Consider the following 15,338-nt stretch of genomic DNA (forward strand, 5'->3'; position numbering starts at 1 on the left):
GGATTGCGTTAGCATTGGGGGGATAAGGGGAGCGATTTCGCTTTTGCCTTTGGCAAATTCATCATTCAAGCCCCCTTGTCCTCCCTTTACCAAACAAGACGCTTTAAAACAAAAGGCAAATGTTCTATGGAAAAATGATTTTGTAAAGGCTTTGCCTTTAATGTTGAATTAGCTATAAAAATTATTTTTCGCATTTTTGTAAAGTTTTTTTGGCTTGGAAACTTTTTAGAATTCCAAGAAATTTAAGTTTGTTTTTAAGTGTGGCTTAAAGGGATTCTACAAAATAAACTTAGTTTTAAATTTTTAAGTTTATTTTTTTGTTCCACCCACCACCCATTTTATATGTGAGGCTATGCCTCACGGAATCTTTGTAAAAATTGCTCCGCAATTTTTAGATTAAAATTTGTGCTTTAGCACCCAAAAAAGCGAGTTATTAAAAACTTTAAGTTTTTCATAAATTCGTAAAATAGAGGTGTGGGAAAACTAAGTTTTCTGTCAATCCCCGACAATGTTTTTTAAGGGTTGTGCTTCGCACGGAATTTATTTTATAAAAAATCGCATAAGGCGTTAGCCCCATAATTTAAAAGGGCGATAGGTGGATAAACAAAGGCGAAGCCTTTATAAGATAAAAAATATTTTAAGCACCTTAAAATTTATTTTTAAGATAAAATTCTAAGTTTTAAGATTCTTTAAAAAGAATCTAGTGGGGATTTTAAAATTTAGTTTTAAAAAATTAAAGTTTTTGTTGTGAGGGCTTCGCCCTAGATTATATCTATGACAGGAAACTTCGTTTTCCCACCGCCCATTTTTGGTGCTACTGCACGGAATCTAATTAAACAAAATTGCTAACGCAATTTTTAAAAGGTGGAAGCTAAATTAAAATACCAACATAATCTCAAGGCGAAGTATTTTAAGATGATTTTACGAGAAACTTCGTTTTACAAGCTGTGAAATTTTGAGCTAGGAGATAAGACTAGTGGTCTATCGACCGAGCGAAAAGCAAACTCTCGTAAAAGCACTTAAAAGACGAGCCTACGAAATTAATTTTAAAGGAGTTAAATGAAAGAAGTCTGGGACAAAAAGGCAAAAACATTCCCGCGATACATCGCAAATAGCGACGAAGACAAGCCGATATTTGAGTATTTCAAAAATGCTGGGATTGATTTTAGCGGTAAAAATGTGCTTGATTTAGGCTGTGGAAATGGCAGATATGCCCTAGCACTTGCACAAAATGCAAAAAATGTGCTTTGCTTTGACATCTCGCCAAATATGCTAGAGAATGTAAAAGCGGACGCCAAAAAGCACGGATTTAGCAATATCCATACATTTTGCGGAGATTGGGGCGAGTTTGATATAGCGGAGTTTGGGGAGTTTAGGGATAAAATCGATATTGTTTTTGCGTCTCTCACCCCTGCGCTAAACTCTTTTGAGAAGTTTGAAAAGGCGTATAATCTCGCAAAAGAGGCGATTATGTATATCGGATGGGGGCGAAAGCGTGAGAATGCCTATCTAAACGCCGTTTTTAAAGCTCATAATGCCGAAGTCGCACTGCCAACAGGGGCGATGAATGTAACAGAATATTTGGAATCTTTGGGGCTAGAAGTCCCGCCGGTGCATTTCATTACCAAAACTATTCATCATAGAAAAACGCTTGAGAGTGCGGTGGCAGACGCAAGCTGGCAGCTTGAAGCCCACGAGGTAACGCCAAATATCGAGCTTATAAAAGAGGTATCGCTAAAGTGGAGGGAGGCGGACTATCTAAACTCAAGCGATTTAGAAGATTCTGCGACCCCTAGAGTGTCGGCGTATTCTAGTGATTCAGTTCTGCCGAAATTGGATTCTAGGGATTCTTTAGATTCTGCGGATTCTGCAAATTCTACAGATTCTAGCGAGGTGCGAGAATTTAAAGATTTAGCAGATTCTAGGGATTTACGAATTGGCAAAATCGATGAAAATAATGAGATGAAATGCTATGATATTACGGATAATGGGGAAAATATCGTGCATTATAAAAGCATTATGGAAATAGGTATAATGGCAATTAGAAAATAATTAGGGTGTAAATGAAAATTTTAAGTATCTTTATCATTGCAATAGCACTTATTTTGCTTAGTATTTTCGCACTAAGTAGCGGAATCCTAAATGTCAGCATTAAAGATATTTTGCATATTTTAGCCTTTAATATTGGGTTTGTGGATTCTATCCCTGATGAAAATGCTATGCATATAATCAATTCCATAAGATTGCCTAGAATCTTAGGTGCGATAATAGTTGGTGCATCTTTAGCATTTTGTGGTGTTGTATATCAAGGTGTTTTTACAAATCCATTGGTTTCTCCGGGAATCTTAGGTGTTTTAAGTGGTGCTTCGTTTGGTGCGGCACTTGGTATGGTTTTGCGATTGCCCTATGCTTTTATTGAGATTCTATCCTTTGGCTTTGCATTTTTAAGTGTAGGATTCGCAGTATTTCTAGCATTTATTTTTGCAAATAATAATAAGATTCTAATGCTTATTTTAGGCGGGATTATAAGCTCATCTCTTTTTGGTGGATTGGTTAGTATCTTAAAATTTACTGCTGACCCATATGAGGTTTTACCAAATATTGTATTTTGGCTAATGGGGAGTTTGGCACATATAAGAGAACAAAGTTTATTTTTCGCCTTAGTTGTGCTTGTGTTGAGTGTAGTTCTATCTCTAATATATTCAAAAGAATTAGATATTTTATGTTTGGGTGAAGATGAAGCAAGAAGTTTGGGTGTAAATGTTAGACGCGCTAGAATCTTTTTTATAGTCATTGCTACTTTAAGTGCCGCTTCAAGCGTTATGATTGCAGGGATAGTAGGCTGGATAGGGCTTGTCGTGCCACATATCGGGAGATTTGTGGTTGGGGCAAATCATAGATATTTAATATTATTTAGTGCATTTTTTGGTGCTTTATTCTTACTTGCTATTGATACCATAAATAGGGAGTTTTTTAGCATAGAGATTCCCATAGGAATCCTTACAAGTGTTGTTGGCGTTGTAGTTTTTAGTGGTATTTTATTTGCATATCGCAATAAGATTTAATGATGGATTTTATACTTAAAATACAGAATCTAAGCGTTAGTTATGCTAAGAAAAATATTCTAAATAATATTAATTTTAGTGTAAAACAAAATAGCATAAATTCTATTTTAGGACCAAATGGAAGCGGTAAAAGCACACTTTTAAAAGCAATTCTAAATGCTATAGTTTTTAGTGGTGATGTGCTTATAAAGCAACAAGATAAAATCATTAATACCAAAAAAATTAGTGCTAAAGAATTAGCCAAATTAATCGCTTATGTGCCACAAAGATATAATATTGCATTTGAATTTAGTGTGCTTGATGTTGTTTTGATGGGATTATATGCACGAAGTGGTTTTTTTGGATATGCTAAAAAATACCAAAATCTCGCATCTTTTAGTTTGGAGCGATTAGGTATTGCCCATCTTAAAGATGAGCGATTTTCGAATCTATCTGGCGGTCAAAAGCAACTTGTCCTAATAGCAAGAGCATTAATACAACAAAGCCAAATTATCGTATTAGATGAGCCTGTAAGTGGATTGGACTTAGGAAATCAGCATAATCTCTTAGAGCTTTTAGAAGATATTAAAAAAGAGGGCAAAACGATTATTCAAACGACACATTATCCAGAACATACCTATAATAGCGATAATATTATTTTATTAAAAAATGGTAAATTATTTAAACAAGGTGATTTTGAGATATTAAGCCCACCTAATCTAAAAGAAATATATGGCATAGATACGCAAAAAGTTAATCTTCCAAATGGTGGATATTATTTTTGTGTGTGTAAAAATAAAACTAAATCCTAAAAAATTACTCAAAAATTAATACAAATTTACTACAATAACAATTTACAAATTATTTTATAGGTGGTTGCATATTTTGGAAGAATTAGATTATTACGAGATACTAGAGATTGAGCGAACTAGTGATAAAGAGGTAATTAAAAAAGCATATAGAAAATTAGCTCTAAAATATCATCCTGATAGAAATGCTGAGAATAAAGAAGCAGAAGAGAGATTTAAGCAAATCAATGAAGCTTATCAAGTGCTAAGTGATGATAATAGTCGTGAGATTTATGATAAATATGGCAAATCTGGCTTAGAAAGTAGTGGATTTAGAGGATTTAGCGGAAAAGATTTTGGAGATATTTTCGGGGATTTGGGCTCTATTTTTGAGAGTGTGTTTGGGCAAAGTTTTAGCACTAGGCGACATTCAAATGAATTTGAGAGCGATTTTGCTATGGAATTAAATCTTAGTTTCAAAGAAGCAGTTTTTGGCTGTAAAAAGGAAATCACAAATAAATATAAAAAATATTGCAAAGATTGTAAAGGAAGTGGTGCAAAAAGTAAAGAAAAGTGTAGCTCTTGTGGCGGACAGGGTAGGGTTTATAGTAGAAATGGTTTTATGACTTTTACACAAACTTGTCAAAAATGTGGCGGTAGTGGAGAGATTATAAAAGAAAAATGCGAAACTTGCAATGGTAAAAAATATACCGTGCAAGAGGAAAGTTTTGAGATAAATATCCCAGAAGGTATTGATACTGATAATAGAATTAGAGCTTCACAACGAGGAAATGAGCTACCAGATGGCAAAAGAGGCGATTTATACCTTATTGTTAATGTAGAAGATGATGAGTATTTTATCCGTGATGGAAGTGATGTTTATATCGAAATACCTGTATTTTTTACAAATATTATACTTGGTGCTACGATAATAGTGCCATCTCTACGCGGTGAATTGGATTTAAAGATTCCACCAAATACGAAAGATAAAGAAAGATTTGTGTTTAAAAACGAGGGTGTGAAGCATATTAATAATTCACAAAAAGGACGACTAATAGTTCAGGTAAAAATCGTGTATCCAAGTGAAAAATTAAATGCCGAACAAAAGAAACTTTTATTAAAATTACACGAATCTTTTGGATTAAAAAGTGAGCCACATAAAACTATTTTAGAAAATTATATATCAAAAATCAAAGATTGGTTTAATCAAAAATAATGGAATTAAATTTTTTTACTATAGGCGTTTTTACTATTTGTATAACTGTTATTGTTAATATATTCTTTAAGAAAATAAATATACCTATCGTTATTGGCTATATTGTAACAGGCATTATTATCGTTTATGCCTTTAATCTTAAGAGTTTATCATCTTCTGGTGAGCTTAGCGAAGTAGCGGAATTTGGAATTATCTTTTTGATGTTTGTAATTGGGCTTGAGTTTAGCTTTGATAAATTTAAGACAATGAAACAAGAAACACTTTTATTTGGAATCTTACAGCTTATAACCTGCTCGTTTATATTCTACATTGCTTGTTATTATGTTATGGGATTGGATTATAAAACATCATTTGTAATAAGCGTATCTTTTGCATTATCATCAACTGCGATTGTTTTAAAAAGCTTTGATAATCAAATCTATTCAGGTTATCAAAAAAATTCTATTGGTATTTTGATTATGCAAGATATTGCTGTTATTCCTATCTTGCTTATTATTCCAGCACTAAGTTTAAGTGGCGATACAAATATAAGTAAGATAATAATAACAACTGTCATTAGTGCTGTAATAGTTGTCGCTATTTTGATGATACCCGGAAAATATGTCGCTTCAAAGATATTAGGACTTGCAGCAAATACGAAAATGGACGAGATTTTTATCTCTACTATTCTACTTATCGTTTTAGGAGCATCACTTGTAAGCGAATATTTTGGATTCTCACATTCCTTAGGAGCATTTATCGCTGGAATGGTAATCGCTGGAACTGATTATAGATACAAAATAAAAGCTGATATTGAGCATTTTAAGGATTTATTTTTAGGATTCTTTTTTATTACCGTTGGAATGCAGGTTGATATATTATTTTTTCTAAAGCATATAGTAATTATTTTAATCTTATTGATTTGTGTTATTGTTATTAAAACTTTTGTGATTTATTGGACTATTAGGGTTTTTCGCAATAAAGAAGAGTCGTTTAAAACAGCCCTTAGTTTATCGCAAATAGGAGAGTTCGCATTTGTAGTTTTCTTACTTGCGGATAAAAATAATATATTTAATGGGAATCTTAGTAATTCTATTATCCCTATAATCGCAAACTACAATATAGACGCAAACGACCTAAATCAATATCTAACATTAGTTGTTATCTTATCTATGATTGTTACGCCTTTTATCCTAGAGCGAATCAAAGCTATAACAAATTTTATACTAAGAGATAATATTTCTATAGCAGATATTAGTGATTATAATGATGAAAAGCCGACACAAGAGGCAGATGATTTTAGCGAGTATAAAAATCATATCATTGTTTGTGGTTATGGAAACTTTGGGAAAAGTATAGTAAGCTATCTAAAAAGCCATAATGTTAATTATATATCCATAGACCATAATTATGCTAAAGTCCAAGATGGTATAAAAGATGGTAATGTGGTTGTTTTTGGTAATATTATGCAAACAAGTTTGATAGAAAAACTAAACATTAAAGATTCTGCTGCTATTATAATTGCTATAGATAATAGCTATAAAATAAGAGATGTTTGTAAGATTTTATTAGACAACCTACCAAATTGCAATATAATTGCAAAAATCAATGCAAGGGCGATAGATAACGAAGTAGAGGATTTGAATCTATATGCTGTAGTAGATGAAAAAAAGGAAATCGCTAGAATCTTAGGACAAGAGGCTATTGCGGCAATAGAGGAGAAACTGAAATAAAATTAAAGGAAAAATATGAATGCAGCTGATGAATGGAGATTGGAATCCTTATTTGAAAATAATGATTCATTAGATAGTTTTGTAACACAGATTCTACATAAGGCTAGTAAATTTGAGAAAAACTATAGCGGTAAATTAGCAAAGATTCGCGATATTGATGAGGTAATAAGCGAATATGAGGGCATTTTAGAGGGCATTGGTAGAATAATGACTTATGTATTTTTATTATTCGCAAAAGATACAAATAATGGTGCATTATATGCAAAATATGAATTGCGTGCAAATGAGATTCAAGATTATATTATTTTCTTTGAATTAGAATTGGCACATTTGGATACAAAAATAACCACTAAATACATAAAATCAAGCAAAAAATATCAATATTACCTACATAAATTAATAGAGCAAAAAAAATATCAACTAAATAAAGACCAAGAAAAAATACTTCTAAAAGTATCGCCCATTGGTAAAGATGCCTTTAGTAGGCTATTTGATGAGTATATGAGTAGCTTGAAATTTAAGCTAAAAGATGAGGTTTTAAATGAAGAGGAGATTCTATCAAAACTTCATAATAGCAATAGAGATATACGAAAAAACGCACAAAAAGAGCTAACCAAAAAACTTAAAAAATCCTCCCATATCCTAAAATATATTATTAATATTGTTCGTAAAGATTTGCAAATACAAATGGATTTAAGAGGATATAAATATCCAGAATCTTTTAGGCATATCGATAATCAAATAAGCCAAAAAAGCGTGGATTCTATGATTGATATTGTGGTTGCTAATTTTAATTTAGTGCATAAATATTATGGGCTTAAATCTAGGATTCTAGGCATTAAAAAGCTAAAAGATTATGATAGATATGCACCACTAAATCATAAAAATATAAAAGAGCGAGAGTTTCCATATGAGGATGCAAAAAATATCGTAATCCAATCCTATAGCGACTTTTCCCCAGCATTTGGCAAAATCGTAGAAAATGCTTTTAAAAATGGCTGGGTAGATTCTCATCCGTGTGCAAATAAAAGGGGCGGAGCGTTCTCTCACGGAGCAGTTCCCAAAGCCCACCCATATATATTATTAAACTACACAAATGGCAGACGAGATATTTTCACAATCGCACATGAATTCGGTCATGCAATCCACCAAGAATTATCCAAAAAAATGGGCTATTTGAATATGGATACACCGCTAACCACCGCAGAAACCGCATCTGTTTTTGGTGAAATGCTTTTATTCGATAGAATGAAAAAAAAGCTAAAAGAAGAAGAGTTATTAGGGCTTTATGCAGGGAAAATTGAGGATATTTTCTCTACACTTTTTAGACAAGTGGTAATGACAAATTTCGAGCGAAGAATCCACGATAAAAAAGGCGAGTTAAGCAAGGAAGAATTTAATAAAATCTGGAGCGAAGAAAATAAAAAGATGTTTGGCGATTCTCTAAAATTAACTAAAAATTACGCCCTTTGGTGGAGCTATATCCCGCACTTTATCCACTCGCCATTTTATTGCTATGCGTATTCTTACGGGCAGCTTTTGAGCCTTACTTTATTTGGATTGTATAAGAGTGGATATAAGGATTTTGTCCCAAAATATAGCGAGTTTTTATCATTAGGTGGGTCAAAATCACCAAAAGAATTAGTTGGAATCTTTGGCTTTGATATTGAGGATTCTAGATTCTGGGAATATGGTATTAATGAGGTTAAAAAGATTTTAGATGAATTTAGCATAATTGTTAAAAGGAAATATAATGGATTTTAAGATAAGTGTTTTTAGATTTAATGCAAATACTGATTATAACGAATATTATCAAAGTATCGATATTAGCATAGATGAGAATCTAAACTTAAAAGATTTATTGATAGCTATATCAAAGTCCTTAGATGATTTTTCTTATGATGATAAATCTTTCGGGTTTCGTATTAATAATATTGTGGTTTTTAGTAATATTAAATTATTAGATTTAAAATCTCATTTTGGGACAAGCCTAATTATTACGCCAATATCTACAAAATATGCGATGAAAGATTTAATCATCGACAAAGAAGCAATTTATTCGCTCTATAAAACAAAGCTTGATAAGTTTAAATTCCTAAGCGAAGAATCTAAGAATGAGTTTAAAAAATACATTTTGATAAACCTAATTAGCCCCCTTGATTTAGATGATTATGTGGGCGATGGATATTGCTTATATATTAAATGGATGATGATTCATTATAAGGATTATGCTAAAGATTTGCTTATGTCTATTGCAAGGTATGAAGATGGCGTTATGAATAGCATTAGTGTAAAAAATATGATTTATCCACCTGATGGCTCAATAGATAAGGAAATAGAGGGTTTACAACGAATGCTTTTGCAGAGTATCCGCTGTCCAATCCGCCGAAATCATTGGGTCAAAATCGCCAAAAAAGTAGAATCTTTATTTAAACTAACAGCTGGTAAAAAACTAAATATCAAGCTAAAGAGGGGAATAAAATGAGTAAATATCTAATTTATTATGATTATGAGAATCTATCGCTTATAGATTCTAGTATTGTCTTACTAAAGGAATTAGAGATTCCATTTATTGATGATAATGTATTTGAATACTATGGCGGACATTGGGGATATGTAGTCAATGAGAGAATATTCTTTTTATCCCAAGCTTATAATATAGCTTTAGCTTCTAGTAAGGATTGTGATTTACTCGTGTTAGAAGAAGATGCGTATTATAATCTATGCTTTGCTAAAAAGCATATTGAGGAGAATCCAACGCTTTTTAATCTAGCCCAAAGCGAGTTAGCAAAATATGATTTAACATATAGCGAAAAAACAAAAATTATCTATATAAACAATTTGCTTGGCGATAATCTAGAAAAAATAAAAGCAAAGAATAAAACCTCATTTAGCGATTTTCATGTAAGTATTTTTCACTCAAGTAGAGATATTAGTGATTTTGATGACAAAAGCAATGCAAATCTTAAAAAAATCCTTAATGTTGTGGGATTAAATATTGTTTATGAAGAGCATAATGCATTTTTTCAAAATGAGCTATTTAGCCCAAAAATCGCATATAAATATAGTGCAAAGTCTTTAGAAAATGCGGTAGATTCTGGTAGCGATTTTATACTTAGTAATTCTATGGGGATTTTTGATATATTTGATAAAAAATATTTAAAATTATCCAAAGTGATTAATAGGGATTTTGGAAATATACCTATTTTATTTTTACCACAAGTAATTTTGCTTTCATTTGGAATAAGAGATGATACGGCATTAGCTCTTAGATACCATAAAATCGGGGCTGATTTTATATGATATTTCTAAAAATGATTTTTTCTGCCTTAATTGCTCTATGTTGGTATTTTTTTGGTGGTGGAAAAGAAATTTCCATTATTTTATTTATATTTATATTTGCTGTTTTATTATTTCAACCGAAAAAATCTAAAAGCACCCAAGAACAAGATGATTTTAAAGAGAAAATACAAAAAGCACAAGAGCGTAAAGTGAGAATTGAAGAGAAAAGAATCATCGAACAAAGAGAAGCTAAAAATAACAAATAAAGGAGTTTTAACATTATGGAAATCTTGCTATTGATTATCGCTGGAGTTGTGTTATATTTTTTATACAACGGATTCCAAGACTATATGAAAAATCCATACAAAAGAGAAGAACAGAATAATGGATATAAGACTGAGTATAATGTAGATGAGAATCCATATATCCAAGAAACACCAGAAGATAAAGTCAAAAAAACCGAATTTGGCGTTTTGACTAGAATCTTGCAATGTATAACACATAGCGATGGAAATATTTGTAAATTAGAAAAAGAGCTTGTATCCAATATGCTAGATGATATTGCAATGGAATTGAGCGATTTTAAGGACGCAAGAAATATCCTACAAAATATTTTTGATAATAATAAAGATAATCTTGATGATTTAGCAGAATCTTTTGCGAATCTAACAAAGGGCGAGTATAAAAAAAGGCTAAAAGTAATAGAATTTTTATTTGCATTAGCCTATGCCGATGGGAATCTAGATGAAGATGAGAGAGAGAAAATTATTGATGTGGCGGCTATTTTTGAGCTAAATAATGATGATTTTAATAAGATTTATGATGATTTTGAAAATGAATATGCCACTAATGTAGCGATGGATTCCAAAAGAGCAATGGAGATTCTAGGGCTAGATGAAAACTATACATTAAGTGATTTAGAAAACGTCCATACTAAAAAAATAAAAGATAGTAAGCAAAATATTCTCTTAAATAAGAATCTTAATAAGAATTTTAAAGATACATCATTGCCGGTTTTACGCGATATTGACGAGGCATATAAGGTTTTACTATCTAAATTAAATGATAATATTAATGATAATGAAACTACTAAAGAAATAAAAGATTCCTAAATCTTAGTATGAAACAAACCTGCTCCCACTGCCATTTAGAATACGACGAAGACGCACTTTATACTTGCGAGATTGGGGGCGTTGAACGCAGATTCTGCTGTAAGGGGTGTGAGGGGGTTTTCCGCCTTTTGGGGGAATATCAGCTAGATTCGTTTTATGATAGGCTTGGGACTTCCACGCTAAAGCCCCCAAAGGAGCTTAAAGATGATTTAAGCAAATTCGATTCGCTCCTATTTTTGGAACAATATCTAAACAAAATCGATGAAAACACCGCTGAAATCGCACTAATAATCGAGGGAATCCACTGCATCGCCTGTGTGTGGCTAAATCAAAAGATATTAGATAACGCAAAAGGGATTTTGGCGACGGATATAAACTACACGAATAATAAGGCAAAAATCACCTTCAACCCGCAAGAAATCAAGGTAAGCGAGATAATCCGTCTTATCCGCTCTATCGGCTACGATGCCAAAGCCTACGACCCAAAGACGCTCGAGGCGATAAATGCGAGGGAGCGGAGGGATTATTATACGCGAATGATTGTGGGCGTGTTTGCAACTATGAATATTATGTGGATTGCCGTGGCGCAGTATTTAGGCTACTTTCTTGGAATGGATAGGGACATAAAGGATATTTTGAATTTTGCTTCGTTTGTCCTAGCTACGCCGACTTTATTTTACTCTGGCTGGATATTTTTCCGCGGTGGCTACTATGGGCTTAAAAATGGCTTTATAAATATGGATTTGCTTGTCAGTATTGGGGCGTCGCTGACTTATTTTTACTCGATTTATGCCGCACTCACGCATGTTGGCGAGACTTATTTTGAGTCGGTTACTATGATAATCACATTTATTTTGATTGGGAAATTCTTGGAGGTGCGCTCAAGGAAAAGTGCCGGAGATAGGATTGATAAGCTAATTAGCGAGATTCCAACGCAAATTAATATTTTAAAAAATGGCAAAATCCTAGAGATTTCCCCACAAGAAGCCGAGATTGGCGATGTTGTGGCGTTGAAACCGGGTGAGAAAATAATACTTGATGGAATCTTGCTCTCCAAAAATGCACTCTTAGATTCATCAATGCTAACTGGCGAGAGTGTGTATGTGGAGAAAACTGCGGGCGAGGCGATAATATCTGGCAGTATCAATATGGATTATCACATAAATTATAGGGTTACTAAGAAGTTTAGCGAATCCACGATGAGCCACATCATCACGCTAATCCAAGAATCTATCAACAAAAAGCCAAATATCCAAAATAAGGCAAATAGCATTTCGCATTATTTTAGTGGCTTTGTGTTTGTGGTCGCGGCTCTCACATTTGCGGTGTGGTGGTATGTGAGCGGGGTGGAGAGTGCGATTGTGGTGGCGGTGAGTGTCATAATCATCGCTTGTCCTTGTGCGCTCGCACTTGCTACGCCTATTGCCACGATTGCAGGCATCAGCGAGGCGTATAAGCATAAATTGCTTTTTAAAGAGGCTCGATTTTTAGAGACTTTCGCCAAAACAAATGCCATAATTTTTGACAAAACTGGGACGCTAACTTATGGGAAGCCAAAGGTGGTAAATGTGCGGTGGTTTGGGGAATCTGGTGGCGGTTTAGATTCTCGTGAGCGTGTGGATTTGGCGGAATCTTGTGCGATTGTGAAATCTGGCGATTTTGCGGAATCTGCGGAATCTCGTGCACTTTTATATTCCCTTTTATATTCATTTGTAAACCTAAATAATCACCCAATTAGCAATGGCATTAAGCAGTATTTGGAGAATCTAGATTCTGCCGAATCTAGCGTGGAATCTGTGGAATCCGCCACAGAATTCAAGGCGGAATCCAAGACGGAATCCAAGGCAGAATCTGCACTAGATTCCAAAGATTCCAGCATAGAATCCGCGGAATCTAAAACAGATTCCACCACAAATCGCCCACAAATCGCCCAAAAACTTCCACTAGAGGACTTCAAGCAAATTAGTCAAAAGGGGATTCAAGCAAATTATAAGGGGCAGATTCTACTTGGCGGAAGCTATAAATTTATGCGTGAAATGGGCGTAAAATGCAAGGAAACTAGCGATAATAATATGAGCTTTTACTTTGCGATTAATGGGGAAATTCGTGCGATTTTTAGCCTCGAAGATAGCTTGAAAGAAAACGCAAAAGAGGTCGTTAGAGCATTTTTAAGCTATGGATTTCGCGTGGTGTGCTTAAGTGGCGATAGGCACGAAGTGGTGGCAAAAATAGCGGAATCTGTAGGGATTAGCGAGTATTATTTCGAGCAGACGCCACAAGATAAAAGCGAGTTTATCGACAAACTCCATGAAAAGGGCTTTGTGTGCGTTATGGTGGGCGATGGCATAAATGACGCAATCGCCCTAAACAAGAGCGATATAGCCATTAGCATGGGGCAAGGAAGCGATGTGGCTATCGAATCTAGCGATATAGTTTTGCTTGATGATAGCTTGGAGAGCCTTTTAAAGGCGTATCGGCTCTCAAAAACGACCTATGACGTGATAAAACAAAATATTAAAATTAGCATTATCTACAACCTGCTTACCATTCCACTTGCCGCATTTGGCTTTATAATCCCGCTATTTGCGGCACTTAGCATGAGCTTTAGCTCACTTCTAGTTACGCTAAACTCGCTAAAAATTAAAGTGAAAAATGGGTAAAATACTATAAAAAAGGACATAAATGCAAGAAAAAATAATTATTCCAGTGATGTTTTGCTTTGATAAAAATTATTGTGTGCCAGCAAGTGTGGCGTTCTACTCGCTATTAGAAAATACTGCAAAATGTGTTAGTGGCGATGTGGAGTTTTTAAAAAGGGCAAATTCGGCGATTTTAAGAGACTTTGGAGATTCTACGAATTCAACAAATCCTTTAGATTCCACCGGTGATTTTGTCGCAAATAGGGGGGGGGCAGCAAGGCTCTAAAAATACAGATTTAATAAATCTAGATTCTAAAGCAGAATCCAAAATCTTAGATTCCGCAGATTCCATAGAATCCAAAACCCTAAATTCCAAAGATTCCACAGATTCCAGCTCCAAAAATTCCGCCAACTCCATTAAATCTAAGAATCAAAATACGCCCAAAGTCCCACAAGCTCACCAACTACAAGAATCTAATGCCATAAAAAAATCTCAAATCCCCCTTTTCTACCACCTTTATATCTTGCATAATGACATTCCCGCGCATTACCAAGACTTGCTAAATCAAAGCATAGAGCCATTTAGGGATTTTGCTAAGCTTATTTTTATCAATTGTCAAGGGACTTTTGAAAAGCAGTGGCAGGAAATGCCCCAAAAAAGCCACTTTGCAAAGGAAGTGCTTTATAAAATCCTATTGCAAGGGCATTTCGCCAAATATCATAAAATCATTATTAGCGATGTTGATGTGGTATTTTTGGGCGATATTTCGCAAAGTTTTTTGGACTTTGATATAGAGAGCGATGTCTATATCAGCGGAGTTAGGGCAAATGACCCAAATGGCATTTTCCCACTTACTGGCTGGAAAGAGGGCTATAAGAAATTTAGCAAAGCCGAGTTTGAAGCCGTGAAATATGGCGTAGGCGGAGGCTACCTAATCGCAAATCTTAAAAAATGGCGGCACGATGATATAGAATCTAAGATGATAGAATACTTACGCCTAAACGCCCACAAGTTAGTCCTAGCCGAGCAAGATGTGCTAAATATCATCTGCTATCCTAAAATCGCCACGCTCTCCCCAGCCCACATCGTAGGACATCAAATGTGGGAGCGATATGGGGAGCGCTGGGAGAAATATCCGCCAAAAGTTTATAGCAAAAATGAGCTAGATTCTGCTAGGAGGCACCCCATACAGCTCCACTATATCGGGGATAAAAAGCCGTGGAACTACCCAAGTGAGCCAAAAAGTGAGCTTTGGTATAGCTATCTAGCAAAAACGCCATTTTTAAAAATTTTTCTAGCAAATATAGAATGCGTAATCATAAATAATTACATAAAAACAACTCTGCCCTATCGGCTTAAAGCCCTATTTAAGCGAAATAAGCTCTTTTTTATAGACCCTAGAATCTACTTTAAAATTACAAAAAGAATTTTTAAAAAGATTTGGGGGAAGATTCAAGGGAGAGATTAGGAGAGATTAGGAGAGATTCTCCAAATAAGCTATTACAAGGGAAATTTAGGGAAATCTCATTGTAATAAGTGGATGA

The 15,338-nt window shown here is 34.1% G+C and carries 13 protein-coding genes; all 13 read left to right on the top strand.

Annotation, left to right across the window (positions count from 1 at the left end):
• The first annotated feature begins 1,059 nt into the window (after positions 1–1,059).
• The 13 genes from CCY99_RS06360 (at position 1,060) to CCY99_RS06420 (ending at position 15,262) form a co-directional block, all read left to right on the top strand.
• On the top strand, positions 1,060–2,052 hold the full coding sequence (locus CCY99_RS06360) for a class I SAM-dependent methyltransferase (protein ID WP_112060587.1): 993 nt from the start codon (positions 1,060–1,062) through the stop codon (positions 2,050–2,052).
• Between the two features lie 11 nt (positions 2,053–2,063).
• Positions 2,064–3,065, top strand: coding sequence for an iron ABC transporter permease (locus tag CCY99_RS06365; RefSeq protein ID WP_112060588.1), 1,002 nt, complete (start codon positions 2,064–2,066; stop codon positions 3,063–3,065).
• Between the two features lie 2 nt (positions 3,066–3,067).
• Complete coding sequence (locus CCY99_RS06370; RefSeq protein ID WP_181646871.1) at positions 3,068–3,856, top strand: ABC transporter ATP-binding protein; 789 nt, start codon at positions 3,068–3,070, stop codon at positions 3,854–3,856.
• Between the two features lie 73 nt (positions 3,857–3,929).
• Positions 3,930–5,048, top strand: coding sequence for a molecular chaperone DnaJ (dnaJ, locus tag CCY99_RS06375; protein ID WP_112060589.1), 1,119 nt, complete (start codon positions 3,930–3,932; stop codon positions 5,046–5,048).
• On the top strand, positions 5,048–6,760 hold the full coding sequence (locus CCY99_RS06380) for a cation:proton antiporter (protein ID WP_112060590.1): 1,713 nt from the start codon (positions 5,048–5,050) through the stop codon (positions 6,758–6,760). Before dnaJ ends, CCY99_RS06380 begins: the two co-directional genes overlap by 1 nt.
• Positions 6,761–6,775: 15 nt before the next feature.
• Entirely contained in the window at positions 6,776–8,524 is a 1,749-nt protein-coding gene (locus CCY99_RS06385; RefSeq protein WP_112060591.1) for a M3 family oligoendopeptidase, read from the top strand.
• Complete coding sequence (locus CCY99_RS06390) at positions 8,514–9,245, top strand: DUF5644 domain-containing protein (RefSeq protein ID WP_112060592.1); 732 nt, start codon at positions 8,514–8,516, stop codon at positions 9,243–9,245. The genes CCY99_RS06385 and CCY99_RS06390 overlap by 11 nt, the downstream gene beginning before the upstream one ends.
• Positions 9,242–10,063 (top strand): hypothetical protein, encoded by an 822-nt coding sequence (locus CCY99_RS06395; RefSeq protein WP_112060593.1) that lies wholly within the window; start codon positions 9,242–9,244, stop codon positions 10,061–10,063. Before CCY99_RS06390 ends, CCY99_RS06395 begins: the two co-directional genes overlap by 4 nt.
• Positions 10,060–10,308 (top strand): hypothetical protein, encoded by a 249-nt coding sequence (locus CCY99_RS06400; protein ID WP_112060594.1) that lies wholly within the window; start codon positions 10,060–10,062, stop codon positions 10,306–10,308. The genes CCY99_RS06395 and CCY99_RS06400 overlap by 4 nt, the downstream gene beginning before the upstream one ends.
• Positions 10,309–10,323: 15 nt before the next feature.
• On the top strand, positions 10,324–11,154 hold the full coding sequence (locus tag CCY99_RS06405; protein WP_112060595.1) for a TerB family tellurite resistance protein: 831 nt from the start codon (positions 10,324–10,326) through the stop codon (positions 11,152–11,154).
• An 8-nt stretch (positions 11,155–11,162) separates the two neighbouring features.
• Positions 11,163–13,814 carry a heavy metal translocating P-type ATPase gene (locus CCY99_RS06410; protein ID WP_112060596.1) on the top strand — a complete coding sequence of 884 codons (2,652 nt, stop codon included), beginning with the start codon at positions 11,163–11,165 and terminating at the stop codon, positions 13,812–13,814.
• A 22-nt stretch (positions 13,815–13,836) separates the two neighbouring features.
• Positions 13,837–14,079, top strand: coding sequence for a glycosyltransferase family 8 protein (locus CCY99_RS09595; RefSeq protein WP_181646872.1), 243 nt, complete (start codon positions 13,837–13,839; stop codon positions 14,077–14,079).
• Positions 14,039–15,262 carry a glycosyltransferase gene (locus tag CCY99_RS06420; RefSeq protein WP_181646873.1) on the top strand — a complete coding sequence of 408 codons (1,224 nt, stop codon included), beginning with the start codon at positions 14,039–14,041 and terminating at the stop codon, positions 15,260–15,262. The genes CCY99_RS09595 and CCY99_RS06420 overlap by 41 nt, the downstream gene beginning before the upstream one ends.
• Positions 15,263–15,338: the final 76 nt, after the last annotated feature.

The sequence above is a fragment of the Helicobacter sp. 16-1353 genome, from assembly GCF_003288815.1.
Taxonomy (GTDB): Bacteria; Campylobacterota; Campylobacteria; order Campylobacterales; family Helicobacteraceae; genus NHYM01.